Origin of the sequence: Gemella sp. 20925_1_85 (assembly GCF_041433735.1) — a bacterium.
Lineage (GTDB): Bacteria > Bacillota > Bacilli > Staphylococcales > Gemellaceae > Gemella.
Genome location: NZ_JAPWCC010000012.1, coordinates 31,199 through 55,750, shown reverse-complemented (window position 1 = coordinate 55,750; position 24,552 = coordinate 31,199). Strand labels below are relative to the sequence as shown.

20 protein-coding genes are annotated in these 24,552 nt (G+C 29.7%); 13 read left to right on the top strand and 7 right to left on the bottom strand.

Going from position 1 to position 24,552, the window contains the following annotated elements:
- The coding region (locus O3884_RS05170; RefSeq protein WP_371452183.1) for an LPXTG cell wall anchor domain-containing protein at window positions 1-753 on the top strand (753 nt) is incomplete at its 5' end.
- Between the two features lie 137 nt (window positions 754-890).
- On the opposite strand, the gene mscL is transcribed toward O3884_RS05170, so the two are convergent.
- From mscL to O3884_RS05150, 4 genes are all read right to left on the bottom strand, one after another.
- The gene (mscL, locus tag O3884_RS05165) at window positions 891-1,262 is read right to left on the bottom strand and encodes a large conductance mechanosensitive channel protein MscL (RefSeq protein ID WP_371452181.1); all 372 of its coding nucleotides are present in this window, start codon (window positions 1,260-1,262) and stop codon (window positions 891-893) included.
- Window positions 1,263-1,572: 310 nt separating this feature from the next.
- Entirely contained in the window at window positions 1,573-2,091 is a 519-nt protein-coding gene (locus tag O3884_RS05160) for a DUF948 domain-containing protein (RefSeq protein WP_060914209.1), read from the bottom strand.
- A 65-nt stretch (window positions 2,092-2,156) separates the two neighbouring features.
- Complete coding sequence (murC, locus tag O3884_RS05155) at window positions 2,157-3,461, bottom strand: UDP-N-acetylmuramate--L-alanine ligase (protein ID WP_371452180.1); 1,305 nt, start codon at window positions 3,459-3,461, stop codon at window positions 2,157-2,159.
- Between the two features lie 270 nt (window positions 3,462-3,731).
- On the bottom strand, window positions 3,732-10,016 hold the full coding sequence (locus tag O3884_RS05150; RefSeq protein WP_371452179.1) for an LPXTG cell wall anchor domain-containing protein: 6,285 nt from the start codon (window positions 10,014-10,016) through the stop codon (window positions 3,732-3,734).
- 454 nt (window positions 10,017-10,470) lie between these two features.
- On the opposite strand from O3884_RS05150, the gene O3884_RS05145 reads away from it, so the two are divergent.
- The 3 genes from O3884_RS05145 to O3884_RS05135 all read left to right on the top strand — a co-directional run bounded on the left by O3884_RS05145 (window position 10,471) and on the right by O3884_RS05135 (window position 14,683).
- A complete protein-coding gene (locus O3884_RS05145) occupies window positions 10,471-11,076 on the top strand; it encodes a ribonuclease H1 domain-containing protein (protein WP_371452178.1) in 606 nt (201 codons plus the stop codon).
- A 123-nt stretch (window positions 11,077-11,199) separates the two neighbouring features.
- Window positions 11,200-12,963, top strand: coding sequence for an ABC transporter ATP-binding protein (locus O3884_RS05140; RefSeq protein WP_371452176.1), 1,764 nt, complete (start codon window positions 11,200-11,202; stop codon window positions 12,961-12,963).
- Window positions 12,950-14,683, top strand: coding sequence for an ABC transporter ATP-binding protein (locus O3884_RS05135; protein WP_371452174.1), 1,734 nt, complete (start codon window positions 12,950-12,952; stop codon window positions 14,681-14,683). The genes O3884_RS05140 and O3884_RS05135 overlap by 14 nt, the downstream gene beginning before the upstream one ends.
- A gap of 64 nt (window positions 14,684-14,747) precedes the next feature.
- Here O3884_RS05135 and O3884_RS05130 read toward each other — a convergent pair whose 3' ends face one another.
- Window positions 14,748-15,065 carry a DUF1904 family protein gene (locus tag O3884_RS05130; RefSeq protein WP_003147927.1) on the bottom strand — a complete coding sequence of 106 codons (318 nt, stop codon included), beginning with the start codon at window positions 15,063-15,065 and terminating at the stop codon, window positions 14,748-14,750.
- A gap of 300 nt (window positions 15,066-15,365) precedes the next feature.
- Here O3884_RS05130 and O3884_RS05125 point away from each other — a divergent pair, with 300 nt between their 5' ends.
- The 3 genes from O3884_RS05125 (at window position 15,366) to O3884_RS05115 (ending at window position 16,814) form a co-directional block, all read left to right on the top strand.
- Window positions 15,366-15,773, top strand: a complete 408-nt coding sequence (locus O3884_RS05125) for a VanZ family protein (protein WP_371452184.1) — start codon at window positions 15,366-15,368, stop codon at window positions 15,771-15,773.
- Between the two features lie 91 nt (window positions 15,774-15,864).
- Entirely contained in the window at window positions 15,865-16,539 is a 675-nt protein-coding gene (locus O3884_RS05120; protein ID WP_371452172.1) for a response regulator transcription factor, read from the top strand.
- A gap of 8 nt (window positions 16,540-16,547) precedes the next feature.
- Window positions 16,548-16,814: a UPF0223 family protein gene (locus tag O3884_RS05115; RefSeq protein WP_371452170.1), complete on the top strand. Its 267-nt coding sequence runs from the start codon at window positions 16,548-16,550 to the stop codon at window positions 16,812-16,814.
- Here the strand turns inward: O3884_RS05115 and O3884_RS05110 are convergent.
- On the bottom strand, window positions 16,811-17,587 hold the full coding sequence (locus O3884_RS05110; RefSeq protein ID WP_371452168.1) for a class I SAM-dependent methyltransferase: 777 nt from the start codon (window positions 17,585-17,587) through the stop codon (window positions 16,811-16,813). The genes O3884_RS05115 and O3884_RS05110 overlap by 4 nt on opposite strands.
- The gene (locus O3884_RS05105; RefSeq protein ID WP_371452166.1) at window positions 17,562-18,128 is read right to left on the bottom strand and encodes a 5-formyltetrahydrofolate cyclo-ligase; all 567 of its coding nucleotides are present in this window, start codon (window positions 18,126-18,128) and stop codon (window positions 17,562-17,564) included. Before O3884_RS05105 ends, O3884_RS05110 begins: the two co-directional genes overlap by 26 nt.
- Window positions 18,129-18,624: 496 nt before the next feature.
- On the opposite strand from O3884_RS05105, the gene O3884_RS05100 reads away from it, so the two are divergent.
- The 6 genes from O3884_RS05100 (at window position 18,625) to hslO (ending at window position 24,511) form a co-directional block, all read left to right on the top strand.
- Window positions 18,625-19,842 (top strand): ABC transporter ATP-binding protein, encoded by a 1,218-nt coding sequence (locus tag O3884_RS05100; RefSeq protein WP_371452165.1) that lies wholly within the window; start codon window positions 18,625-18,627, stop codon window positions 19,840-19,842.
- Window positions 19,842-20,663 carry an ABC transporter permease gene (locus tag O3884_RS05095; protein ID WP_371452163.1) on the top strand — a complete coding sequence of 274 codons (822 nt, stop codon included), beginning with the start codon at window positions 19,842-19,844 and terminating at the stop codon, window positions 20,661-20,663. The genes O3884_RS05100 and O3884_RS05095 overlap by 1 nt, the downstream gene beginning before the upstream one ends.
- Window positions 20,664-20,691: 28 nt before the next feature.
- The gene (locus O3884_RS05090; protein WP_371452161.1) at window positions 20,692-21,870 is read left to right on the top strand and encodes a helix-turn-helix transcriptional regulator; all 1,179 of its coding nucleotides are present in this window, start codon (window positions 20,692-20,694) and stop codon (window positions 21,868-21,870) included.
- Between the two features lie 162 nt (window positions 21,871-22,032).
- Window positions 22,033-22,806 carry a type III pantothenate kinase gene (locus tag O3884_RS05085; RefSeq protein ID WP_371452159.1) on the top strand — a complete coding sequence of 258 codons (774 nt, stop codon included), beginning with the start codon at window positions 22,033-22,035 and terminating at the stop codon, window positions 22,804-22,806.
- Window positions 22,807-22,924: 118 nt separating this feature from the next.
- Window positions 22,925-23,470: an LOG family protein gene (locus O3884_RS05080; protein WP_371452157.1), complete on the top strand. Its 546-nt coding sequence runs from the start codon at window positions 22,925-22,927 to the stop codon at window positions 23,468-23,470.
- Window positions 23,471-23,635: 165 nt separating this feature from the next.
- Window positions 23,636-24,511: an Hsp33 family molecular chaperone HslO gene (gene hslO, locus O3884_RS05075; protein WP_371452155.1), complete on the top strand. Its 876-nt coding sequence runs from the start codon at window positions 23,636-23,638 to the stop codon at window positions 24,509-24,511.
- Window positions 24,512-24,552: the final 41 nt, after the last annotated feature.

Sequence of the window (24,552 nt, the reverse complement as noted above, 5' to 3'; positions counted from 1 at the left end):
GTGGTCCGTCATAGTAATGAAAAAGGAATACCAGAAGTCCAATCAGCCTTACCGGAATTTAGTGGAGGAGTAAATGGAGATCCAGAGGTACAACCAACCTTACCAGAATTTGCAGGAGGAGTAAATGGAGATCCAGAGGTGCAACCAACCTTACCAGAATTCGCTGGAGGAGTGAACGGAGAACCAGAAGAACATCAAACTAGTCCAGAATTCGCAGGAGGAGTGAATGGAGCCCCAGAAGTCCAACCAACCTTACCAGAATTCAGTGGAGGAGTAAATGGAGAACCGGAAGAACAGCCAGCTCGTCCAGAATTTGCAGGGGGAGTAAACGGAGAACCAGAAGAACATCAAACTAGTCCAGAATTTGCAGGAGGAGTGAATGGAGCCCCAGAAGTTCAACCAGCGTTACCAGAATTCGGTGGAGGAGTGAATGGAATACCAGAACTTCAATCAGCCTTACCAGAATTCGGTGGAGGAGTGAATGGAATACCAGAAGTTCAACCAGCGTTACCAGAATTCAGTGGAGGAGTAAACGGCGCTCCAGAAGAACAACCTGAGTTACCAAAATATATAGGTAGAGAAGATAGAACTACAAATGTTCATTCTAACTTCCAAGATAAAACTCTTAATCGTTCTACTAAACGTTTAGCTAATACTGGTCAAACAGAAAATAATAGTGAGCTAGCAGGATTAGGCTTAGCTATCGTAGGTCTATTTGCAGCGTTTAAACGTCGTAGAAATGATGAAGATTAGTGAAATCTTTATTTGGTGAATAAATACTTTAATAAGAACACAGAAAAATCCCTTGGAATAGAATTTTCCAAGGGATTTCTATTTATACTATATAATAAAAAAGGTCCGACATTGTCAGACCTTAAAATTTTAATCTATTATTTTTTTAATAGATCACGGATTTCTTTAAGAAGTTCTTCTTTAGCATCAACTTCTGGAGTTTCTTCTTCAGCTGCTTCTTCTTTAGACATTTTGTCTTTAGCAGTGTTAATAGCTTTAACGAATACGAAGATTGCGATAGCAGTAATTAAGAAGTCGATAGTGATTTGGATAAAGTTACCGTATTTGATTCCTTCCCAAGCTAAGTTTGTGAAATCTGGTTTAGCTGGGAATACAAGAGCGATAAGTGGCATCATAATGTCAGTTACTAATGAACTAACGATTTTACCGAAAGCAGCCCCCATGATAACCCCGATAGCTAGGTCTAATACGTTACCTTTAAATGCAAATTTTTTAAATTCGTTTAACATAAAAAATAATTCTCCTTCTATAAAATTTTAAATACCTCAGTATAATATATCAAAATTGAAATAAAATCAAGTATAAAGTTAAAAAAAATGAGAAAAAATAAAGTAAAAGTATTCTCTTTATTGTTGTCTTATTATTTAAAGAAATTGTGTATAAATTTAAATGAATTTATATACAAATGTAAATAAGAAAATCACGAATTTTATATTCAAATCTAAGTGATTAAAAGAAAATATTATAGTGGTTATAAGTTCTAAAATATAGAAAAAAGAGAAGAAACTTTGTAATTAAATTTCATCTCTTTTTTATGTATTATTTTTCTTCTTCAACTTTATCTTTCTTTAAGAATTTGTTAAGTAGATTAGAAGCTTTAGCTTTATTTTCTTCTACTTTTTCAGAAAGATTTTCAATTTTTTGATCTGTATTTTTTTTGAATCCAGTAACATTAGATTTCATGTTATCTACAGATGATTGTAAACCATTGATAGATGTTGCTAATCCTTCTGCAGAGTTAAACAGTGGATCTAATTTTTCAGATTTAACTTGTAAGTCTTCAGCTAAAATGTTTGTATTTTGTAATAAAATATTAGTTTCTGCCATGATTGGCTCTAAATTACCTTCTACTTTTTTAACTGTTTCATTAAGATCTTTAGCAAGATTTAGTGCATCTTCTGCAATGTTCGTTACATCTTCTACACATTCAGTAGCGACAGTTAGTGATTTTCTAACAGTTCCAAGTGTAATCGCCGCGCTTATGCATAGGATTAAGACTCCTACTCCCGCTAAAAAGATTCCAGCATAAGCTAAAATTAACCAGTTTATATCTAACATAATGTTTCCTCCTTTATAAGTCTTATACTCAATTATATTTTAATATTGACTATAATACAACTAAATTATTTTGATTTTTGTTCGATAAATTTATGACAAAGTTTATTAATATTTCCAGCTCCCATAAATAGGAATACACTATTATCAAAGTTAAGTTTATCAAAATCATTTTCACTATTTATTATTTGAGCGCCTTTAGTTACTTTTTGTAGATCTTCGATTCCTACAATTTTTTCTTTCTCACGTACAGAAGCGAAGATTGGGCAAAGGAATACTCTATCTGCAGTTTCTAAGCTTTCAGCGAATTCATTTAAGAATTTAGCTGTTCGTGTATATGTGTGAGGTTGGAAAATAGCGATAACTTCTTTTCCTTCATATTTTCTACGTGCACTGTCTATAGTCGCTTTTATTTCACTTGGGTGGTGAGCGTAATCATCTACAACTACACTGTTTCCAATTTTGTGTTCGCTAAATCTTCTTTCAGCAGGTTTGTATAAATCAAGTGCTTCTTGAATTTTTTCAACGCTAATCCCATTGATATCAGCTAAAGCGATAGCAGAAGTAGCATTTGAGATATCGTGTAGTCCAAATACTGCCATAGTAAATGTTCCTAGTAATTCAGAGTTTTTATAAATGTCGAATTTACTGTGTTCTGATGTAGTTTGAACATTTTTGATTTGATAATCATTCCCTTTATTAAACCCGTATTTAATAGTTTTAGCATTTGCAGGTTTAAGTTGAGAAGCTAAACGATCATCGCCGCAGATTACTACTGTATTTTTAACTTGATTCACAAAACTTTGGAATGCATCAAACATGTCGTGTTCATCATTGAAATAATCAGGGTGATCGAAATCAATATTAGTAACAATAGCGTAATCAGGATGATACGCTAAAAAGTGTCTATAGTACTCACATGCCTCAGCTATCATAAATTCAGAATGTTTTTCACCATGGCCAGTTCCATCACCGATTAAGTATGATGTAACATGACTGTGCTTAAATATGTTACTAGTCATTGTAGTGGTAGTAGTTTTCCCATGTGCTCCAGTAACTGCAATAGAAGGAATCTCAGAAAGTAGTTTCCCAAGAAATTGAGAGTAAGTGTATGTTTTTAAACCTAATTCTTTAGCACGTCTATACTCAACATGTGTTTCATCGAATGCGTTACCTAAAATTACATCATATCCTTCTTTAATATTTTCTGCTCCATAGTAGAACATCGGAATGTTTCTTTGTTCTAATTTTTCTTGTGTAAAAAAGTATGTTTCTTCATCTGAGCCTTGAACTTCATGCCCCATATCATAAGCGATTTGTGCAAGGGAACTCATTCCAGAACCTTTAATACCTATAAAATGATATTTACTCATTATCATATCTCCTAAGTTGTCTTTATAAAATAAAAAATTTCCTTAATATTTTTTTCATAAGCAATTCAATTTTACACCAAATCTCATAAAAATTCAATAAATAGGAGTTTTTTATATCACGATATTTTCAAAAATTTTCTTTATTTTTCATTTAGTAATTATTTATTATAGATATCTATTGTATATAATTTAAAAGAGGGAAATTTTAGAAATTAGCCTTTAAATTATCCCTCTTTTAATTAGTTTATTTAATAATTATTAGAAATAATATTATCTTTTATTTTTTCTTCTTCCAAGAATTAGTGCACTACTTAATACTAATCCGATAGCAGCTAATGAAACTAAATTATTATTTGATAGTCCAGTTTTAGCTAAGTGTTTTCCTGCTTTTGAATTGTTGATATTTGATGTTACACTACTATTTAATGGTGTAATTTGAGTAGGTTGATTATTTTGCACTGTAGGAGAAGTTTGTTTGTTATTTGAGTCGCTATGTCCTAAAGTATGAGTGTTTTCGACGTTAGAATCATTATGCGCAATACCGCTATTAGAATCATTGTGAGTTGAATCATGATTATCATTGCTGATAGCCGTATTATTGTTATTTGAAGTATTACCACTGTTTTCGTTATTTTGTTTAGGTTTATTAGAAATTATTGCGAATTTACTGAAGTGATCTATGTCAAATATTACTTTTCCATCTTTTATAGTTGACTTCATAAGGTCTAGCTCTCCGTTATCTTTTATGTGATAAACAGCTACATCTTTTTCGTCTTCTTTTAGAACTATTGCTACAGTACGGTTTGCTTTTGAATTAACTACATGATTGTCTTTGTCTAGAAGTTTTAAATCTAATATTCTGATTTGATTGTCTGCAGGTAAGTTTAATTTTTCTAGAACTGAACTTGCTAAAGCTTTATCTTCTACAGGAGTTGCAGAAAGTTTTGCTGCAGTTGTTTTATCAGTTAAAGTAACTTTAACCCCTAAAGCATCATTAGAGAATATATTGTTTATTATATCTTCAGATGGAGTCACGTTGTTGTCTGTGTTAGTGTTTCCTGAATCTGAATTATTATTAGGTTTATTTTCAGGTTTGTTATTTCCAGTATTTTCGTTGCCCCCAGGTTTTACTTCAGTAGAACTGTTATTAGTATTGTTTGAAGAGTTATTTGTATTATCATTAGCTGTGCCACTATTAGAATTATCACTTGGTTTTGTATTATCTACAGTTCCGTTATTGTTTGAATTATTATTAGGTTTATCTTCAGGTTTATTACTTCCTGTGTTTTCGTTGGTTCCAGGTTTTACTTCAGTAGAACTGTTATTAGCATTATTTGAAGAGTTATTAGCATTATTATTAGCAGTGCTACTATTAGAATTGTCGCTTGGTTTTGTATTATCTACAGTTCCATTATTGTTTGAATTATTATTAGGCTTATTATCCGGAGTAGGTTTATCTTCAGGTTTGTTATTTCCTGTATTTTCGCTAGTTCCTGGTTTTACTTCAGTAGAACTGTTATTAGTATTGTTTGAAGAGTTATTAGCATTATCATTAGCTGTGCTACTATTAGAATTATCACTTGGTTTTGTATTATCTACAGTTCCGTTATTGCTTGAATTATTATCAGGCTTATCTTCAGGTTTATTATTTCCTGGGACAGTTTCTTTATCATTTTTATGTTTAGTATACTCTTCTAATGCTTTATCTATGCTAGATTTTTCTTCTAGAATCTTATCTATAGATTTTTCTTCATCATATGCTTTTTGAGCTTTTTCAGTGGCTTCTTTTAGTTTAGCGTATGCTTCTTTATTAATTCCTTCTTTATCTTTGTCATCATTAACTAATATTTTAGCTGTTTCTAAAGGTAAAAGAAGGTTTGCTCTTTCAGTAGCAAATTTTTTCGCAACTTCATCATTATCATTTTCAGTTGGTTTGTTATCGCTAGGAGTGTCGACTTTGTCGTTAGGTTTGTTGGCATCACTATTAGTTGGAGTGTCGACTTTGTCGTTAGGTTTATTAGCTTCGCTATTATTAGGAGTATCAACCTTGTCGTTAGGTTTGTTAACTTCGCCGTTAGTTGGAGTGTCGACTTTGTCGTTAGGTTTGTTGGCATCGCTATTAGCTGGAGTATCAACCTTGTCGTTAGGTTTGTTAACTTCGCCGTTAGTTGGAGTGTCGACTTTGTCGTTAGGTTTGTTGGCATCGCTATTAGCTGGAGTATCGACTTTGTCGTTAGGTTTGTTGGCATCGCTATTAGCTGGAGTATCGACCTTGTCATTAGGTTTGTTGGCATCACTATTAGCAGGAGTGTCAACTTTATCGTTAGGTTTGTTAGTTTCGCTATTAGCAGGAGTGTCGACTTTATCGATAGGTTTATTTGTTTCATTATTAGATGCATTAGTGTTATCACTTGGTTTATTTACTTCAGGAGCAGGAGCTTCTTTTAATCCGTTGACTGCATCTTCGATTTCTTTTAATAAACTAGAACGAGTGTCTTCTAGATTTCTTGTTTCTTTAGCTTTGTTTATGAATTCAGTTGCTTTACTAATAGCTGTAGTTAAATTATTTTTAGACTCATCTGAATAGTTACTTGCAGCTAGTTTGTCTTGAGCTGATTTAATAGCTGTGTCTAGTTTTGAAGTGTCATATCTAAGAAGGTTATAGTATGTTTGGACATCGTTAAATAATTTCAAGATTTCATTAGATTTAGGGTTGTTGTGTACTAAGTCCTCTAGTTTATCTATTTTTCCTTGAAGATAGCTATCTACAGCGTTGATGCTTTCTTCACTGTAGTTTTTACTGTCTTTATCAGAATTGAAGTTAGCTACAGCTTCAGCGTTTGAAGTTCTTAGTTGAATAAGTAAATCATATTGATTTTTTAAGTCTGATAGTTCAGTAAATGCGGTAGAAATTTCTTCTGTGCTGGCAATATTATTTTTCAATACATTTTGTGCAGCATTGATTTTGTTACCGAAGTTTTTAATTACCGCCATATCTTGGGTTACGTTTGCATTTTTAAATACATTATTCCAACTATCATAGTATTTACTTGTAGTAGCTTCGAATAGTGCGTTTAGTTGTTTTTTATCTGCAGTGATAACAGCATTTTCTTTAGGGTATTTTACAGATAATACAGCTATATTTTCATGTTTATCAGTACCGAATAATGTACTGCTTGCAAAAGTGTTAAGTTTTATTGTAGATGGTTTTCCTTCGATTGGTATTCTAATTTTTGAAGGATATTTATAAGAATTAGTTACATTATTGTAAGTAACATCAGCAGTATCTTCTTTTAATACTTGAACATCTTTTTCAGTATTACCATCAAAATATGTAAGTTTACTCATAACAGCAACGTTAGTTGTTCCATTATTCATAGGAATAAGATCTAATTCTAAGTAATTTTTTCCATTTTCAGTTACTAGATACACGTTTTTAATAATTCCATTTGCCATAGAAGGGCTAGTTAAATCTTGTTTTAATAATGAACTTTCTAATTGAACTTTATTATTAGAATCTGTAGAAGGAGATTCTGATGGATTACTTGGTTGATTTTGAGTTGAATCAGCAGAATTATTAAATATATTTACAGCGTTATTCAGTTTATTTAATTCAGTTAGTAACGCCTCTTCAGTAGAAGAATCATTGTTTAATAATTCTTTAGCTTTTGTTAGTTCGTTAGTTAAAGTAACAAAGGCTGCTGGTTCTTTTTTACCTTGTTTTATCAGTTCAACTTCAGCAATTTTTTTCTTAAGTTGTTCTTTAGCTGAAACTTGTTCTGCTTCAGAGTTTTGAGAACCGTTTAAGTCTTCTATAGCGAATTTGAATTGTTCTTTGTAGTAATCTGTCAAATCAGTATTTACTTGATCATCAGTGTCATTTGATTCAGGAGTAAGTTTGGCATGTTCAACATATGCTTTTGCTTCGTCTATTAATTGTTTAAGTTTAAGTTTTGATTGAGTAATTTTGTTGAAATTGTTGTAAGCTTCTTCAGCTTTTTTAATTTCTCCTGAAAGTTCTTCAGTATTGATGCGAAGATAGTCTCCAAGATGTTGAACTTCTCCTGTTAATTCATCTAGTTTTTTGTATACTGTTACAGTTCCTTCTTTGTCGAATTCGTTTGAGTAAGTTTCTTTTTTACCTTCTATATCTACCGGATCTAGAGAGTTTATTTTACTTTCAACTGCATCTAGTTTTTCTTTAACTAATGCTTTACTTTCATTAGTAAAGTGAGTGTTGTTTTTCCAATCATTTTCATACTGTTCTTTTGCATTTTGTAGTGATTTGTGAAGGTTAGCCAATGAATCTAATTTAGTTGTTTCTTCTAATAATTTATTTATAATATTGTCTACTTCATCTTTTGTTAATGAATCACTATTTAAAAGTTGTTGAGCTTTAGTAATTAATTGATTGAATGAAGTTTTGAACACTGGTTTTAAATCTTTATAGTTATCTTGTACTGTATTACTTGTGTAGTAATTAATTTTATCTCTTAAAGAAGCTTTTAGAGGTGATTCTTTTTTAGCTTCTAATTTCGTAGAGTAATCGATATATAAATCTGTTGGTTTTGTAAAGTTATCGATTCCATTTTTTCCTAATGAGAATGAATCTTTAAAATTGAAATTTCCTAGCAGTGCTATTTCAATGTTTTTCTTAGTAGCATCAACTGTAAGTTTTAATTTAGTAGGGTAGTCGCGACCTCCAATATTTTTTGTCTCTAAAACAACAGCATCCGCATCTGTATTTCCTAGACTGTTGTATTTGAAAGTGTCTGCTAGAGCAAAGTCGATAGCTCCTCCCATGATTTTAGGTTCTAATGTTAATATTACTTCGTTTTTACCATTTCCTAATTCGTGAACTTCTACATTTTTTATAAGTTCTGTTAAATCACGACTGTATCTTGTTTTAATAGGTTTGTCGCTACCTCTTTCTACGAATTTTGCAGTTACATTATATGGCTCTGCTGGTTTAGTAGTATTTTCAACAGGTGCGGCAGGAACTGGTTCTCCTTTTTGACCGTCTTTTGTAGTAAGATTGTTGATAGCTTCAGTTAATTGTTTAACAAGGTCTGATGTCTCATTAATTTGAGGGTTATAACTGTTTGTTTGTTTAATCCAGTCTTTAGCGTGATTTAAAGCTTGATCAAATTTTTCAAGAGACACAGGTTCGTATTCACTTCTTATTTTTCTGTCAGCGATATCGATTATTCTTTTTAGTTCTGCAGTATTGTATCTTAAGTATGTAAAGTTCGCGTTATCGAAGTCTTTAATTAACTGAACTAATTCTTTTATGTTTCTTGTATTTTTTAATGCAGGAACACTCTTAATGTAATTTTTGTAGTTTTCGATACTTTCTTTAGTGTATGTTTTTTCGTTATAAAGATCAAAGAATTCTAATAGTTTTGCAACTTTAATATCTAGAACCTCTCTTAATGTTGCAATGTCTTCCATTTCATGAATAGGAGTAGAAATTTCATAAAGTTTATCGTAGTTAGCACTATCTGAACGTTTTAATTCTTGTAGTTTTGTTACAGCTTCGCTAATTTTAGCTCTTTGTGAGAAGTCTGCAGCTGTATCTGAAGTATTCTCTTTTGTTAGTAACCATTCATTAACTTTATTACCACGATCAATCCAATTTTGAATTTTTTCGTCTAATTTTTCTCTGTATTTAGGGATAGCTTCATTACTTTTTTTAGCAGCTGAGTAGTTAATATCTAAAGCAAATGGACCTGTTTGTTGTTTGACTCCATTTTTATCAATATAAGTCATATTAGAAACAACTAATTGTTCAGCTTTTAATTCGCCAGGAACGCTAAAGGCAACAAGATGTTGATCTTCAGCAGAAGGACCTAGTTTAACATTTGTATCTAAACCAGAAACTTTATTAACAACAAAGCTTGTAATTTTACTAACTTTATCAGGGTTAGCAACAAGATTAATTTCGATATCTTGTCCTTGTTTGTAGATACCTACTAAAGATTCTTTGAATAGATTTTTAATTTCTTCTTTGTTATCAACTACTTTTTTATAGAAATCTTGTTGTCCATCGCTAGAAACAGTTACCATTGTTGGTGTTTTGAAGTCTGTAGTAGTATAGAACCCGTCATCTTTTAAGTCATGATTTACATCGAAATTGTATAGTTGAATATAGTATTTTAAAGTGTTAATTGCATTTTGTGCAGTTTTTTCTGTATATGAATTAGCATCAAGTTTTGCTTTTGCAGCAGCAGCTTCGCTCCACATATTATACCAAGGAGTAGTGTCAATAACATCATCGGGAACTTGGTGATTTTCAAATGTTACATGGTAATAAGGAAAGTTTGAAGTTTTGTGGAAAAAAGTAGTTCCTAAGTATCTATTTGTGATAGACTGGTCGTTAAAAATTTTATTTATTATTTCATTTAGTTCAGTCTTAGTTTGTTGAGTAGCTGCAGTATCACCGAAATCAGCTTTTGCTATATTACTATTTGTTGGCCAAGCTTGAGCAGTAATAGAAGATATAGTAAGTGCCAATGCAACACTCATACTTGATTTTAATAATTTATTTGTTTTCATGGATTTTCTCCTTTTGTATATAATATAATAATTTATTCTATTATTAATTTTTCAAGATTGATTAAAGATCAATTAAAACTCCTTATCCTGTTTGCGTAAAGACTATAAAATCAATATTTAAAATAATAGACACCTATACTATAACATAAAAACGCTTCAATTGAAATAGATTATCAATGTCTTTTATATAAAAAATAAAATAAAATTTCTTGAATTAATAAAAATTATAATTGCTAATTTGGAATAATATTTTAAATTTAGTTTTTTTATTATTAGTGAAAAAAGTTAAGAAGATATTTGTATAGGCTAATTTATAGTTTTTCTTATTTAAAAAATGTATCTAAACTAAAAAAATAATTTTTCTCAGTTTATTTTAAATTTTCTTTTTAAAAATTTACTTAATATTTTCTATGTAGTATAATTTTAGAGTAAATATTTTTGTAAGGAGAATATGATGACTAAATTTTATGCTGTAAGAAAAGGTAAAAAAACTGGAATTTTTTCAACATGGGATGAGTGTAAAGAACAGGTTACTGGCTTTAAAGGTGCGATATACAAAAGTTTTAAAACTTTAGAAGAAGCAGAAAAGTTCGTAAAAGGTAACGAAGAAAAGATAGAGAATGTAGAAACAGTTGATGGGGTGTATGCATATATTGACGGAAGTTTTGATAGGGTACAAGGTATCTATGGTTCTGGAGTAGTTATAGTAGATGGCGATAAGAAATATGAGTTCAAACATGCTGGAAATAGAGAAGATTATGCTCAATTACACAATGTTGCAGGCGAATTAGAAGCAGCTAAATTCGTTATGTGGTATGCTGTTGATAAAAAAATCAAAGAAATCACTTTATTTTATGACTATCAAGGAATAGAATCTTGGGCAACTGGAGATTGGCAAGCGAACTTACCTTATACACAGGATTATGTGAAATTTTATAATAAGGTAAAATCAGTAGTGAAGGTAAATTTTGTAAAAGTTAAGGCACATACAGGTGTTGAACTTAATGAAGTAGTAGATAAGCTTGCGAAGGATGCAATTGAAGAATTTAAAGCGAATTAAATAAGAAATAGATTAAGTTGGGTAATGATTTGAAAATATAATTTTTGAGTCTTACCCTATTATTTGTTTAAGTGTTTAAATGTGTTATAATTATTAAAATACATAAATAAAGGAGGGTGAAAAATGAATGATATGATAAATAATAAGCAAATATTTAATAAAATAGCAAGTCTTATTTATAGAGATAAAAAACGCATAATAATTGCATTGATAGTCTCAATTGCATCTTATTATTTTACATTATACCCAACTGACAGATTGAGTTATATTGTTGATGGTATAGCAGGTGGAAATATTGATTTTAATGGTGTAGTTAATGAAATTCTAAGAATTGTTTTAGCAGGAATAGCACTGTATATTGTCTACTTCTTTAAAGAATACTATACGTTTATAGGATATGATAAAGTTATTAAAGATATGACCTATGATATTCAATATGATATTTATAGACATACCCCTGTGTTTTTTAATAAGTTTAGTATAGGTGAGGTAATTAGTAGATCGACTAATGATATTACAAACTACATTGCGCCTCTTTTCGGGTATGGTATTTTATTAATTTTTGATGGGATAATTTACAATTTATTTATAAGTGTTCTTATATTTAATAAATCTAGCTTAATTTATTTATTACTGATACATATACCTTTGATTATTCAGACTATTTATTTAGTTAGAAGACGTAAGGTTCAGGAAAAATATTATAATGAGATGGCGAAAACTATGGATGAAATTACAGAAGAGACTTTAGAAAATGTTAAAGGTATTCGAGTTATTAGAGCGTATAGCTTACTGGATAAAGTGAGAAATAGTTTTGTAGGAAAACTTAGAAGTTATGCTAGAAGTAATGAAGAATATATGAAAAAAACTCTTGTCTATCAACCACTTAATACAGTATCGTTAGCGACAAGTTATATTATAGCTGTAGCTGGAGGATTTTACTTTATTAATTTAGGAATGATGACATTAGGAGAGTTGATTTCTGTCTGTGTAGTTATAGGTATGATTCAGTGGCCATACATTGCTTTATCTGAGTTAGTTATTATGATTATAGAAGTTCGACAAGCTACGAAAAGAGTCTTAGAAATCTCTGATAAAAAAGCTGATGTTAACAATGACCTAGCTGAAAGTAATTTTGAGTTTAATAGTAGTATTGAATTTAAAGATTTTAATTTCAGTTATGAAGATAATAATCATGTACTAGAAGATATTAATTTTACTATTAATAAAGGTGAAACTATAGGAGTAGTAGGAAAAACTGGTAGTGGGAAAACGACATTTATTAAGCAACTTCTGCGATTATATCCAATAGATGAGAATACACTTCTTCTTGATGGCAAGGGGATTGAGAAATACTATGATTATTCTGTTAGGGGAAAAATTGGTTATGCACCACAAGAATATCAGTTATTTTCAAAATCTATAAAAGAAAATGTACTTTTTTATAGATATGATTTAGAGGATAGATTAGACGAGGTGCTGGAGCAAGCGGACATAAAAAAAGATATTAGTAGATTTAAAGATGGTATTGATACCCTTGTAGGAGAAAATGGTTTATCTCTATCAGGTGGACAAAAACAACGTCTAGGTATAGCGAGAGCATTGTTATCTGATCCTGATATCTTAATACTTGATGACAGCTTAAGTGCGGTAGATTCTAATACAGAAAAAACTATTATAGAAAATATTAAAAAAACCCGAGAAGGTAAGACTAATATAATAGTAGCTCATAGAATTTCTGCAGTAAGGCATGCTAATAAAATAGTTGTATTAGACAATGGTAAAATATTAAATTTCGGAACGCATGAAGAGCTTCTTGAAAAATGTTCTTGGTATAGACAACTAGATGAGTATCAAAATAAGGAGGTAGAAGATGATGAAGAATAAAAATCCGTTATTTCAATTTCTTCCTTATATGAAAAAAGCAAAGAGATCTTATATAATAGGTTTTGTCTTTTCACTACTAAATGTAGGGCTAGGTGTTGCTGGTGTGTACGTGTTGTCGAAAGTTTTTGATGGAATAACTGGAGATTTAACGCGTCAGATAATTCTAAAATCATTGGTGGTAGTAGCTGGTTATGGACTTATACTATTATGTTCGGGGATATCTAACTATATTAGAAATATTTACTTAGTAAAAGGTGCTAACGAGGTTTACGTTAGAATTCAGATGCAGGTATACGATCATATTCAAAGTCTGCCGATTAAGTATTTCGATAATATGCCCGCTGGTTCTGTAGTATCTAGGATAACGAGTGATGTAAACCAAATTAGAACATTTTTCGTTTCGACATTTGTGCAGATATTAATAATTGTGCTAAAGATTATTTTTTCTTATATTGTATTATTTTATGTAGATGTACGCTTTGGATTATTTATGCTAGTGCTATTCCCGGTAATGTTTATAGTATTAAAAATTTACAACAAGTTATCTATAGATAGTATTAAGGGATATAGACGTAAGTTTTCTCAAAGTAATGGGATTATCAATGAAAATTATCAAAATTTAGAAATAATCAAAGCTTTTAATAAAGAAAAAGAAAGTATTGAAGATTGGAATAAGCATAATGAAGAGCGCTATAAATATTGGAAAAAATTAAATCTAGTAGATAGTCTATTACTTCATAATATAACTGGAGTATTTAGAATAGTGATTTTCATAGGTATTGTTTATTACTATTCGTATTCACATTTTAATAATGTTTATGGCATTACATTGGGTATGGTATATCTATTTATAAATTATACTACCGATATAATTTATAGAATTGCAGATTTTACGATGGGGATTTCTAATTATATCAGAGCGCAAGGTGCGGCTATAAATATTCAAGAGATACTTAAGCTAGGAGTTGAGGAAGACAGTCACAACGATATTATCGAGGATGATTTCCGAGGAAATATTAAATTCGAAGATGTGTATTTTTCTTATAAAGATGATTTTTATGTGCTACGTGATTTAAATCTTGAAATCAAAGAGAATCAAACTGTGGCTTTTGTAGGTCATACAGGAAGCGGTAAGAGTACTATAATGAACTTAATTGTTAAGTTCTACAGTGCGACTAAAGGAAATGTCCTAATAAATGGCAGAAATATAAATGATTATAGTAAGGAGTATCTAAGAGAAAAAACGGCTATAGTACTTCAGGATTCATTTTTATTTGAAGGGACTTTACTCGAAAACATTACTACTTCTAATGATGAAAAGATTGCCAGAGAGGCCTTGGCTAGAGTTGGAGGAGATTTCATATTAGAAAATCGCTCGTTAGACTCAAAAGTAGAAGTAGGTGGAAATAACTTTTCTACAGGTGAGAAGCAACTTATCTGTTTAGCTAGAGCTTTAGCTAAAGATCCTAAGATTTTGATTCTTGATGAATCGACGGCCAATATCGATAGCGAAACAGAACAAAATGTAAGTCGAGCTATAGAAGAATTAAAACAAGGACGAACAACGCTTATAATAGCTCATAGATTATCGACGATAAAAAATGCAGATATGATTTATGTCCTTAGAAAAGGGAGGGTAATTGAAAGTGGAACACACGAACAATTATTAGCTCTTGAGGGAAGTTACAAAAAAATGTATGAAACTCAAGTAAAAGGATAAAAAAAGAGTGATTCGGAAATCAGGATTCGATTGAACCTGATTTTTTGAATCACTTTTTTAATAATTATTTTTTGAATACAAATTCGTATGCTAAATCAATGTCTTTGAATGAAATCATAACTGTTTCATAACCAAGTGGTTTGAAAAGTTCATTAACAGCAGTAGCAACTTTTTCGCAAACTTCAACTGGACGGTGAACCCAACCGATTTCTAAGTTTGCTCTACTGATTTCTTCTCCATCAAGAATAGCAACACTTTCAATTAAATCTAATGTAAATGCTTCGCGTGGTCTTTCGATTATTTCAGCAATAGTATCGAAAAGTTCAGCACTAACTTTTTTTAAATCTTCTTTTTTAAATCCTCTAGCAACTATACGTGGCATAATAGACCTCCATTATTTGAATTCGTTTACTATAATTATATCACAATATTTTATATTTTTGTTGAGAAATGTTTAGAGATAGGATGTTTAAAGTTTTATGAAATTAAATTTTTGTTTATAATAAATATTTATAAATTTCATTATATGAGTAATTTGAAGAAAATATTGTGTTTTTTAGATGGTTAGTAGAATGTTAAAAGTATTTTCTTGGTTATTTTACTTACAAATATTACCATTTATTAGAATAATATGGTATGATAGAAAGTAGGAAAAAAATATTAAAATAAATACTAAGGAGAAATTTTTATTAAACTTTTATATAAGAAATACTTTTCATTAATAATATTAATTTTAGTTTGCCTAGTGATATTTTTATTTTCTAGTCAACCTGGGGAGGAATCATCAAAGATTTCTAATGATTTAATCATAAGAAAATTAGGTCACTTTAGTGAATATATGACTTTGGGATTTTTCTCATTTTCATATTTATCGAATTTATTTATAGAAAATAACAATATAAAAGATTTTAAAAAAACTGGTATATTAAGTTTCTTGTTTTCTATTATCTACGCCTCAAGCGATGAATTTCATCAAACTTTTGTACCAGGTAGAGATGGAAATATTGTTGATGTATTAATAGATAGTAGTGGGGCTTTAGTAGGAATATTAGTTTCAAGTATTGTATATTTTCTTATAATGAAAAAATAGTAAAAAATATTGTAGTTTTTAGTTGTATTTTTTTTAGAAAAGATATAAAATAATTATTTAGATGAATAAAAAATAAAAGGAGGAGTTATTGATGCTTAAAGCGCTTATTGTAGAAGATGACAAATTATTAGCTGCATCATTGAGAGCTGCAATTTCAGAAAAATTTGATGCGGATGTTTGTTATAATGGATTAGATGGACAAAAACTTATAAATGAGAACGTGTATGATTTTGTTATAGCTGATAGTATTTTACCAGGAATGGGCGGAATAGATCTACTAGATTACATTCGTGAAGAAAAAGAACTTAAAACACCAGTAATTGTAATAACTATAGCTGAATCAACAGAAGAAAAGGCTAGAGTTATGAAGCATAGAGTAACAGAATATCTACCACGTGTAGCGGATGCTTCTCTTTTATTGACAACAATGTCAAACTTACTTCAACGTGAAAGTAACCTAAAAGGTGAGAATGAAATTACTTATAAAGATTTAGTATTAGATCTTAAAAATGAATTGGTATCTTCAAACGGAGGTTCATTAGACACTATTAAAGGAAAATACCTTGAATTATTATCATTCTTTGTAATCAATAATAATATCGTACTAGAAAAAGAAGAAATATTTGATCGTGTGTGGGGTGTTGATTCAGAAACAACAATTAACGCTATCGAAGTTTATATTTCAGGATTAAGAAAAGAGTTACGAAAAATTGGTTATGATAAAAATCTAAGAACTGTTCGCGGTGTTGGTTATACATTTGAGTAGGTAAGAGTATGGAATTTAATTATCCAATAGATTATACATTATATAATACGGATGAGATAACTATTATTATTAAATTTTTAGATTTAATAGAAGAATGCTATTTATCAGGAGTAGAACTATCAGAGTTTAAAGCTGTATACAAAGACTTTAAGAGTGTAGTTCGAGCTAAGTCTGAGGAAAATTCTTTGTATCGTGATTTTAAAGAAATTACGGGATATGATGGTTATCAAGCTGTAAAAGAAATGAAAAATGAAAAACCAAAAATTAAGCTTTAATGCTTAGTTTTTGGTTTTTGATTTGTATTAAGGAATCCGAAATGGAATTTAGTATTTTTTCTAATTATTCTTGTGAAATTGTATTTTTCAAATATATTGTCTTTGAAATGAGCTTTAATAATAATCTTGTCTCTTGCAACACGATATGCCTCTTTTATAAATTCATCATATGGAAAACTATTATCAGCAAGAGGAGTTATTCCTGAAAGATTGTTAGATTCGGCTATATCATGTGAAAACATTGGATCAAAGTATATAATATCGAATGCATTCTCAGGTGTTCTCTTTAAATACTCTATACAATCAACGTTATAAGTTATTATTTTTCTCATAGCTTTGTTTATCTCTTCGTTAGGAGAAACGTAGTGTTTTAGACCGTTACTTGTAATAAGATGTATAATATTATTTTTTTCTAGAGAAGTAACATTATGGCCGTAATAGCTTAAGAGAATGCTGTCTCCTGCAAGGCCCATGGTACAATCTAGAACTTTTTGTTTTTCTTTATTAATTATCTCAACTAGAGGTTCATTGTCCGAATTTTTTATTTTTAATGCAGTTGTATCTAAGTGAAAGAATAATTCTGAATCATTTTCGAAATAACTTAGTTTGTTTTTATAAACAACGAGTACGCCTTGAACAGACTCTAATAATTGTTTAATTGTTTTTTTATTTCTTATAATATATTTTAAATTTAATTCATTAGCAAGGCTTTGTGCTTTAGTGTTGAGTTCGAATGTTGTTTTTACACTAGTCGTTACTATTATATTTTTCATTGATTATTAATGTTTGCTCCTCTGTTATTATAATGTCTACCTTTTTATCATATTGATCAGTAGGAACTTTTTCTTGAAGAAGCGTATCGTATGATAAACCGATGCTAGCCTTATGTTTATTTGTCGCAAAAAATTTATCATAGTAGCCTTTGCCATATCCAAGGCGATATCCATTTTTATCAAATACTATAGAAGGAGTAATTACTAAATCAATACTACCAGTATAATAGCTAGAACTAGTAGGTTCTAGTATTCCAAAATGCCCTGGAGCTAAATCATCTATAGATTTTATATGTACTAGATTCATAATTTTGTTATCAATTTTTGGTACAAAGATCTGCTTTTTGCTAATCCATTTATTTATAAATGATAGGGTAGGTATTTCACTATCAAATCCTACAAAAATAAATATTTTTTCTGCAGATATAAATAATTCGTTGTTTTCAAGTTTAGAGAGTATTTCAGCAGATGCATTATTTCTGTACCCTTCAGTTAAATTGTTTCTTTCGACAATAAATTTTTTTCTAAGTTCTTTTTTCAAAGTAAATTCACCTCAATTTATATTATATCATAAATTCAAATGTAATTTTAATTTGAAAAAAGTGTTTTGGATATATAAGGTTATGTAAATGAAAAAAAGTATATTATATCTGTAATAATAAATTTAATAGTTTATTATTTATAAAAGTTATTATAAAAACAAATATGGATTTTAGTAGTAAATAAACTTATGATAGAAATATGAATATTATGTATAAATTTTTAGAATTTTTATAATAATGTATGTACAAGTATAATCAAAATTTTAAGAAAATATAATTAGGTGAAAAAACGATGGATGTTGATGTAGATAGCTTTCAAACTTTCAGAATTTAAAGGCAATTATATAAATAAAAAAATCTTAAATAATGGTTTATGATATGTAAATTGATAAAGTAGTAAAATAAAAAATAATTATTCATTATTTAATGGAAATAATAGTATAAATATGATATAATATAAAAGAAAATTTATAAGAAAGGAATCTTCTACAAATAATGACAAATTCAGAAAAAAATAAAGATATATTAAGTAATGATGAATTGGGAAAAAATAGTAAAAAATCAGATGATTATTCAAGTTTACTAGAAAAGATTAGAAAACAAGTAGATATAGAAAACTCATCTACATATACTAGAAAATCGCATGATGAGCAGGAGAATTTAGAAGAGACGGTAATTATGCCTACTGTTACTGAAGAGACAGATGTTCATGCGGAAACAGTTGTATTAGATAGAAATGAGTTAGTTCATGCAATTGAAAATGAACAAGCAAAAGAAGTTAAAAAAGAAGAAGTGGAAGAAAGTCCAGTAGTACTAGAGGTTTTAGGACTTAAAAAACGTATCGGATTAAAAACAATAGTTGAGGATATAACTTTTGACATGCGCGAAGGTGAAATTATCGGACTATTAGGGCCAAACGGAAGTGGTAAGACTACTATAATGAGAATGATGGTAGGATTAACTAAAACAACTAAAGGGGATGTTTATTGCTTTGAGAAACCTTTAGGTTTAGGTAAAACTACTATGTTAAAAGAAGTTGGAGCGATGATTGAAACACCTGAGTTTTATAACTATATGTCTGGATGGTCTAACTTAAAACAAATTGCTCGTGTTTGCGGTAAAAAAGTAACAAGAGCACGTATGAAAGAATTAGTAGAATTCGTTGGACTAAAAAAAGTTATTAGAAAGAAAGTTAAAACTTATTCTTTAGGTATGCGTCAACGTTTAGGATTAGCGCAAGCATTACTTAATGATCCTAAGGTACTTATTCTTGATGAACCTGTAAATGGTCTAGATCCACAAGGAGTTCAAGATTTCCGTAACAAACTTAAAGAAATCGCAGCAACTGGAGTATCAATCTTAATTTCATCACACTTACTAGATGAAATCGAAAAAGTTTGTGATAGAGTTATCGTAATCGAAAAAGGTAAAATTATTGCGGATGATAAACTAGAAAACCTTGTTGCAGACGAAGTTATTAAAACATTAATAAAAACACATGATATAGAAAAAACAGAAATATTAGTGAGAGAATTAGGTGTTAGATATGAGTTAACTAACGATGGATTTGTATTTGAAAATCTTGACCGCGAAGAGAAAGCTCGTATTATTACATACTTAGTTAATAACAATGTAGAAATAGATACAATTCGTGAATTACATACATCATTAGAGGATCGATTCCTACAAATTACAGGAGGGGAGAGAAAATAATGAAATTATTTATAAATGAATTTATAAAAGATTATAAAAAGAAAACTACATGGTTATACTTCTTACTATCATTTGGGATTATTTTATTAAATAGTTATTTTGCAAAAAGACAGTTTGAAGATGGCATTGATGCTGTGAAAATATTAAGTGGAATAACAGTGGTTTCTGCAGCATTAGCTTTGGTATTTTCACTAATTATGTTAGCTAACAATTTATCACAAGAGTATTCAAAAGGAACAATTAAATTCTTATATACTAAACCAAAATCTCGTTCTGCAATACTTACTGCGAAAATAGTTTTAGCGTTTATTAACTATATTATATTCTTAGTAGTAGGAACGGTATTTGACTTTTTAACAAAATATTATGTATTTTTCGATAGAAAAGTAGGTTTAAATCACTTGAATGATACTATTGAAGAAGGATATTTTGGTAGAACAGTTACTAAGCAATTAATTATTACGAATTTAGCAGACTTAGCGGTATTCATCTTCTTCGTTGCTATGGTAGTATTAGTTTGTGTAGTGTTTAAAACACAAATATTATCGCTAGTACTAGTAATGTTATCACTTTTAGGAACGGGACTGATACAAGGTTTAACAATTTTAGCTGTTTCAAAATATTCATGGGCGAAATACCATATGTTTGATGTTCCGTTATTTAGTAACTATTACCAAAATGAAGCAGCTCGTCAGACTGTAAAAGAAGTATTTAAGTTTGATAATGCAAATGCATTAATTATTATGTTAGTAGCATATAGTGTTGTATTCTTTACAATTTCATATATTGTAAATGCAAGACGTGATATTACAATAGACTAAAATTAAAAGTTGTTAGGAGGTAGGTAAGATGAGAAGTTCATTAAAGAAAATTGAGCGAATTAAGGATATTTTAGATTTAAATGGAGATGTATTAACTTATAAATATACGGATGAAGAAATCCGACTTAATTTAGGTGAAGAACAATTAAGCAGTATTTTTAGTAGATTTATTAAGAGGAATTTACCAAAAGTAAAAGAAGGATTAAGAGCTGGTAAGTTAGTAAAATGTCAAAGTGGATTAGGGATTTCTTGTTTATTTATTCCGAGTGAAAACGAAGAAGAGTTCTACTTAATTACTCCATTTTTAGAGTACTTAATACCAACAAAATTATTCCAAGAATCTTTAACTAAATATGGAGCAAGTATTAATGAATTAATTTGTGATGTATATTTTTCATTACCAATTACACCACGTAAAAAATTCAACTACTTAATAGAGTTATTAGTAGAAGATGAAAATGTTGATTTCTTAGATGCTATCGTTTTAATTGAAGACTCAAGTGTGAAAAACGTAAGAAGAGCATCTTCTAGAAAAAACACATATTTAAATGGAATTTTAGAGAGTGAAGTTAAATTTAAACGTGAAATATTAGAAGCTGTAGTAGATGGAAATATTTCTCGTGTAAATATGTTATTTGATCTACGTCATAGAAATCATGGAGTGGAAGAAAATCATATAGAACAAGGTGTTAATGTTCGTCGTAGAAAATCATATAATATGAATGATTTATTACGTTATGCTTTAGAACAACATAACGAAGATTACCTAGGGATTGAAGAACTATGGGTTAAGATTAAAAACAAACTTGATAACTACGATTTATCAGAAGACGTTATTAGAAGTTACTGTTTACTTGTAGATAGAAATAAATACAAAGATAAACAAGCTGTAGTGCGTAACTGTATTGCATATATTAATGATCGTATTTCTGAAAAAATCAGCTTAGACAACGTAAGTGATTACTTAGGTGTTAACAAGAGTTATCTATCTTCGATTTTTAATAAAGACATGGGGATTAGTATTGTAGACTATATTCACGATAAACGTATTTCTAATGCTTGTTATCTACTAGCGAATACTGATTTTTCTATCTCAGAAGTAGCTGATTATATTGGATACTTTGATACAAGTTACTTCATTAGAATATTCAAAACTCTAGTGAAAATGACACCTCTTAAATATAGAGAGTCATTATCGAAAAGATAATAATAAAAAGATTGTTGGCTAATATATTAGTCAATAATCTTTTTTGTTTTTCTGGTAGTTTAATTTATTGACTTTAATATATTTGTATTTTACTATTTGCATTAGAATAATTGTGGTATAATATAATCATTCTTAAAATAAGTTAATCATAGGAGATTGTAAATGATTTTTGCATTAGATGTTGGAAATACGAATATTGTACTTGGAGTATTTGGAAGTGATTATAAGATGCTGCACTCTTGGCGCATTGCGACAGATAATACTAAAACTGAAGATGAACTTTATGTTATTATTCGAAATTTCTTCATTGATAAAGGGATAAAGTTTGAAGATTTTGATGGAGTAGTTATATCAAGTGTAGTGCCTAAGATGATGTTTGCTCTAGAACTACTGAGTAAAAAATATTTTAAAAAGGAACCTATTATTGTATCTGCTGAAATTAATACTGGTATAAAAGTTCCAGAACCGTATAGTAGTAAACTTGGAGCGGATCGAGTTGTTGATATCGTCGGAGCGAAAGTTAGTTCATACTTACCTGCAATTGTTGTAGATTTTGGAACAGCGACTACATTTGATTGTGTCGATGAAGATATGAATTACCGTGGAGGAATTATTTGCCCAGGAATGAATATTAGTGCAGAAGCATTGTATGCAAGAGCTGCTAAGTTACCAAGAGTAGAATTTGAAGCTGTGAGTACTTCATTAGGCTTAGATACAACTAGCCAGATGCAAGCGGGATTATTCTATGGCTTCTTAGGACAATTTGAAAATATTATTAAGCATCTTAAACAAGATTTAGATAAAGATTATAAAGTAGTATTAACAGGTGGTTTATCTAAATTTATCGCAAAGCATAGTAATGTAGTTGATATAGTTGATGAAGAATTAACTCTGAAAGGTATTATTGAATTATATAAAATTAATAAAGAGCAATAATATTATTTGTTAATAAGAAGAATTGAAGATTTACCACTTAAAAAGTAGAGGTAAGTCTTTTATTCTGAATATAGTAAAAACAAAGATTTTAGTGTAGTTTAAAAGGAGATAAATTGATATGAAAATTACTGTTTTTTGTGGTGCGAATAATGGTAGAAATGAAGCATATAAAGAAAATGCTAAAGAACTTGGAAAGTGGATTGCTGACAATAACCACACTCTAGTTTACGGTGGTGGTAAAGTTGGATTAATGGGTGTTATAGCTGATACTGTATTAGAAAATAATAGTGAAGTTATTGGTATAATGCCTCAATTTTTAGTAGATAGAGAGATAAGCCACACTGGTATAACTGAGTTTATTATTGTTGATGACATGTCTATAAGAAAAGAAAAGCTTGTTAATTTAGGTGATGTATTTGTTGCTTTACCAGGAGGTCCTGGAACATTAGAAGAAATATCACAGGTGATTTCATGGGTTCGAGTAGGAAAAAAAGATGCACCATGTATTTTAATGAATGTTGACGGATACTATGATTTTCTAGAACAATATTTTGATAAGATGGTTGAAGAAGGATTCTTAACTAAAGAAGATAGACAAAGAACATTATTTACTGATAGTGTAGCTGAGATGCACGAGTTTATCGCAAATTATAATAATAAATAAGAAGTAGTTATGTTAGGGAGGTTGACTCAACAAAATTTTATTTCTCCGAAATCACGATTTTTGAGTCACTCACATAAAAAAATAGACAATAATAAAAATTAAATGTATAATAGAAAATCGTAAGAAATTTTTAGAAGTATAAGAATTTGAAAGGAAAATATTTTAATGAAAGATTATTTAATTAGAGGACTAGCCTTTAATGATGAAATTAGATTTTTTGTAACAAAAACTACAGATTTAGTAGAAGAAATCAGACAAAGACACGATGCGTATCCAACGGCGATTGCAGCAGTGGGACGTACTGCTACAGTTACTACTATGATGGGAGCTATGCTTAAGAGTGGAGATAGAATTGATGTAGCTGTGCGTGGAGATGGACCTGTAGGAACTATATATGCTTCATCAAATGAACTTGGAGAGACTACAGCATACGCGAAAAATATGCAAGTTCATATTCCAAGTAATGCACAAGGGAAACTTGATGTAAAAGGAGTAGTAGGTGGTGGTAATATCACAGTGGTGCGTGATTTAGGATTAAATGAAAAATACACTACTACATCACCAATCGTATCTGGAGAAATTGCTGAAGACTTCACATATTACTTCGCAGCTAGTGAACAAGTACCTTCAGCAGTCTCTTTAGGGGTATTAGTAGAAACTGATAATTCTGTAATAGCTGCAGGTGGATTCATTTTACAAGTACTGCCAAATGCAACTAATGATACAATAACAAAAATTGAAAAAGCAATTAGTAATATTAAACCAATTTCTACGCTTATTCATGAAGGAAAAACTCCAGAAGAAATTGCGAATATTATCTTTGGTGGAGAAGAAAACTACCGTATCTTACATAAAAATGACGTTGAGTTCAAATGTACATGTTCTAAAGAACGCTATGCTGATGCTTTAGTAACACTAGGTAAAGAAGAGTTAGAAGATATCGCTAAGCAAGAGACAACAGAATTAGTTTGTGCATTTTGTAAAGAAAAATATCATTTTTCTCAAAAAGAAATAACTGACTTATTAGAAAATTTAAAATAATATTATGAATAAAGAGCCTTAATGAATAACATTTCATTAGG

Coding starts and splice junctions, on each gene's coding strand:
- mscL (WP_371452181.1), bottom strand. CDS start 1,262: ATGTTAAACGAATTTAAAAAATTTGCATTTAAAGGTAACGTATTAGAC.
- O3884_RS05160 (WP_060914209.1), bottom strand. CDS start 2,091: ATGTTAGATATAAACTGGTTAATTTTAGCTTATGCTGGAATCTTTTTA.
- murC (WP_371452180.1), bottom strand. CDS start 3,461: ATGAGTAAATATCATTTTATAGGTATTAAAGGTTCTGGAATGAGTTCC.
- O3884_RS05150 (WP_371452179.1), bottom strand. CDS start 10,016: ATGAAAACAAATAAATTATTAAAATCAAGTATGAGTGTTGCATTGGCA.
- O3884_RS05145 (WP_371452178.1), top strand. CDS start 10,471: ATGACTAAATTTTATGCTGTAAGAAAAGGTAAAAAAACTGGAATTTTT.
- O3884_RS05140 (WP_371452176.1), top strand. CDS start 11,200: ATGAATGATATGATAAATAATAAGCAAATATTTAATAAAATAGCAAGT.
- O3884_RS05135 (WP_371452174.1), top strand. CDS start 12,950: ATGATGAAGAATAAAAATCCGTTATTTCAATTTCTTCCTTATATGAAA.
- O3884_RS05130 (WP_003147927.1), bottom strand. CDS start 15,065: ATGCCACGTATAGTTGCTAGAGGATTTAAAAAAGAAGATTTAAAAAAA.
- O3884_RS05120 (WP_371452172.1), top strand. CDS start 15,865: ATGCTTAAAGCGCTTATTGTAGAAGATGACAAATTATTAGCTGCATCA.
- O3884_RS05115 (WP_371452170.1), top strand. CDS start 16,548: ATGGAATTTAATTATCCAATAGATTATACATTATATAATACGGATGAG.
- O3884_RS05110 (WP_371452168.1), bottom strand. CDS start 17,587: ATGAAAAATATAATAGTAACGACTAGTGTAAAAACAACATTCGAACTC.
- O3884_RS05100 (WP_371452165.1), top strand. CDS start 18,625: ATGACAAATTCAGAAAAAAATAAAGATATATTAAGTAATGATGAATTG.
- O3884_RS05095 (WP_371452163.1), top strand. CDS start 19,842: ATGAAATTATTTATAAATGAATTTATAAAAGATTATAAAAAGAAAACT.
- O3884_RS05090 (WP_371452161.1), top strand. CDS start 20,692: ATGAGAAGTTCATTAAAGAAAATTGAGCGAATTAAGGATATTTTAGAT.
- O3884_RS05085 (WP_371452159.1), top strand. CDS start 22,033: ATGATTTTTGCATTAGATGTTGGAAATACGAATATTGTACTTGGAGTA.
- O3884_RS05080 (WP_371452157.1), top strand. CDS start 22,925: ATGAAAATTACTGTTTTTTGTGGTGCGAATAATGGTAGAAATGAAGCA.
- hslO (WP_371452155.1), top strand. CDS start 23,636: ATGAAAGATTATTTAATTAGAGGACTAGCCTTTAATGATGAAATTAGA.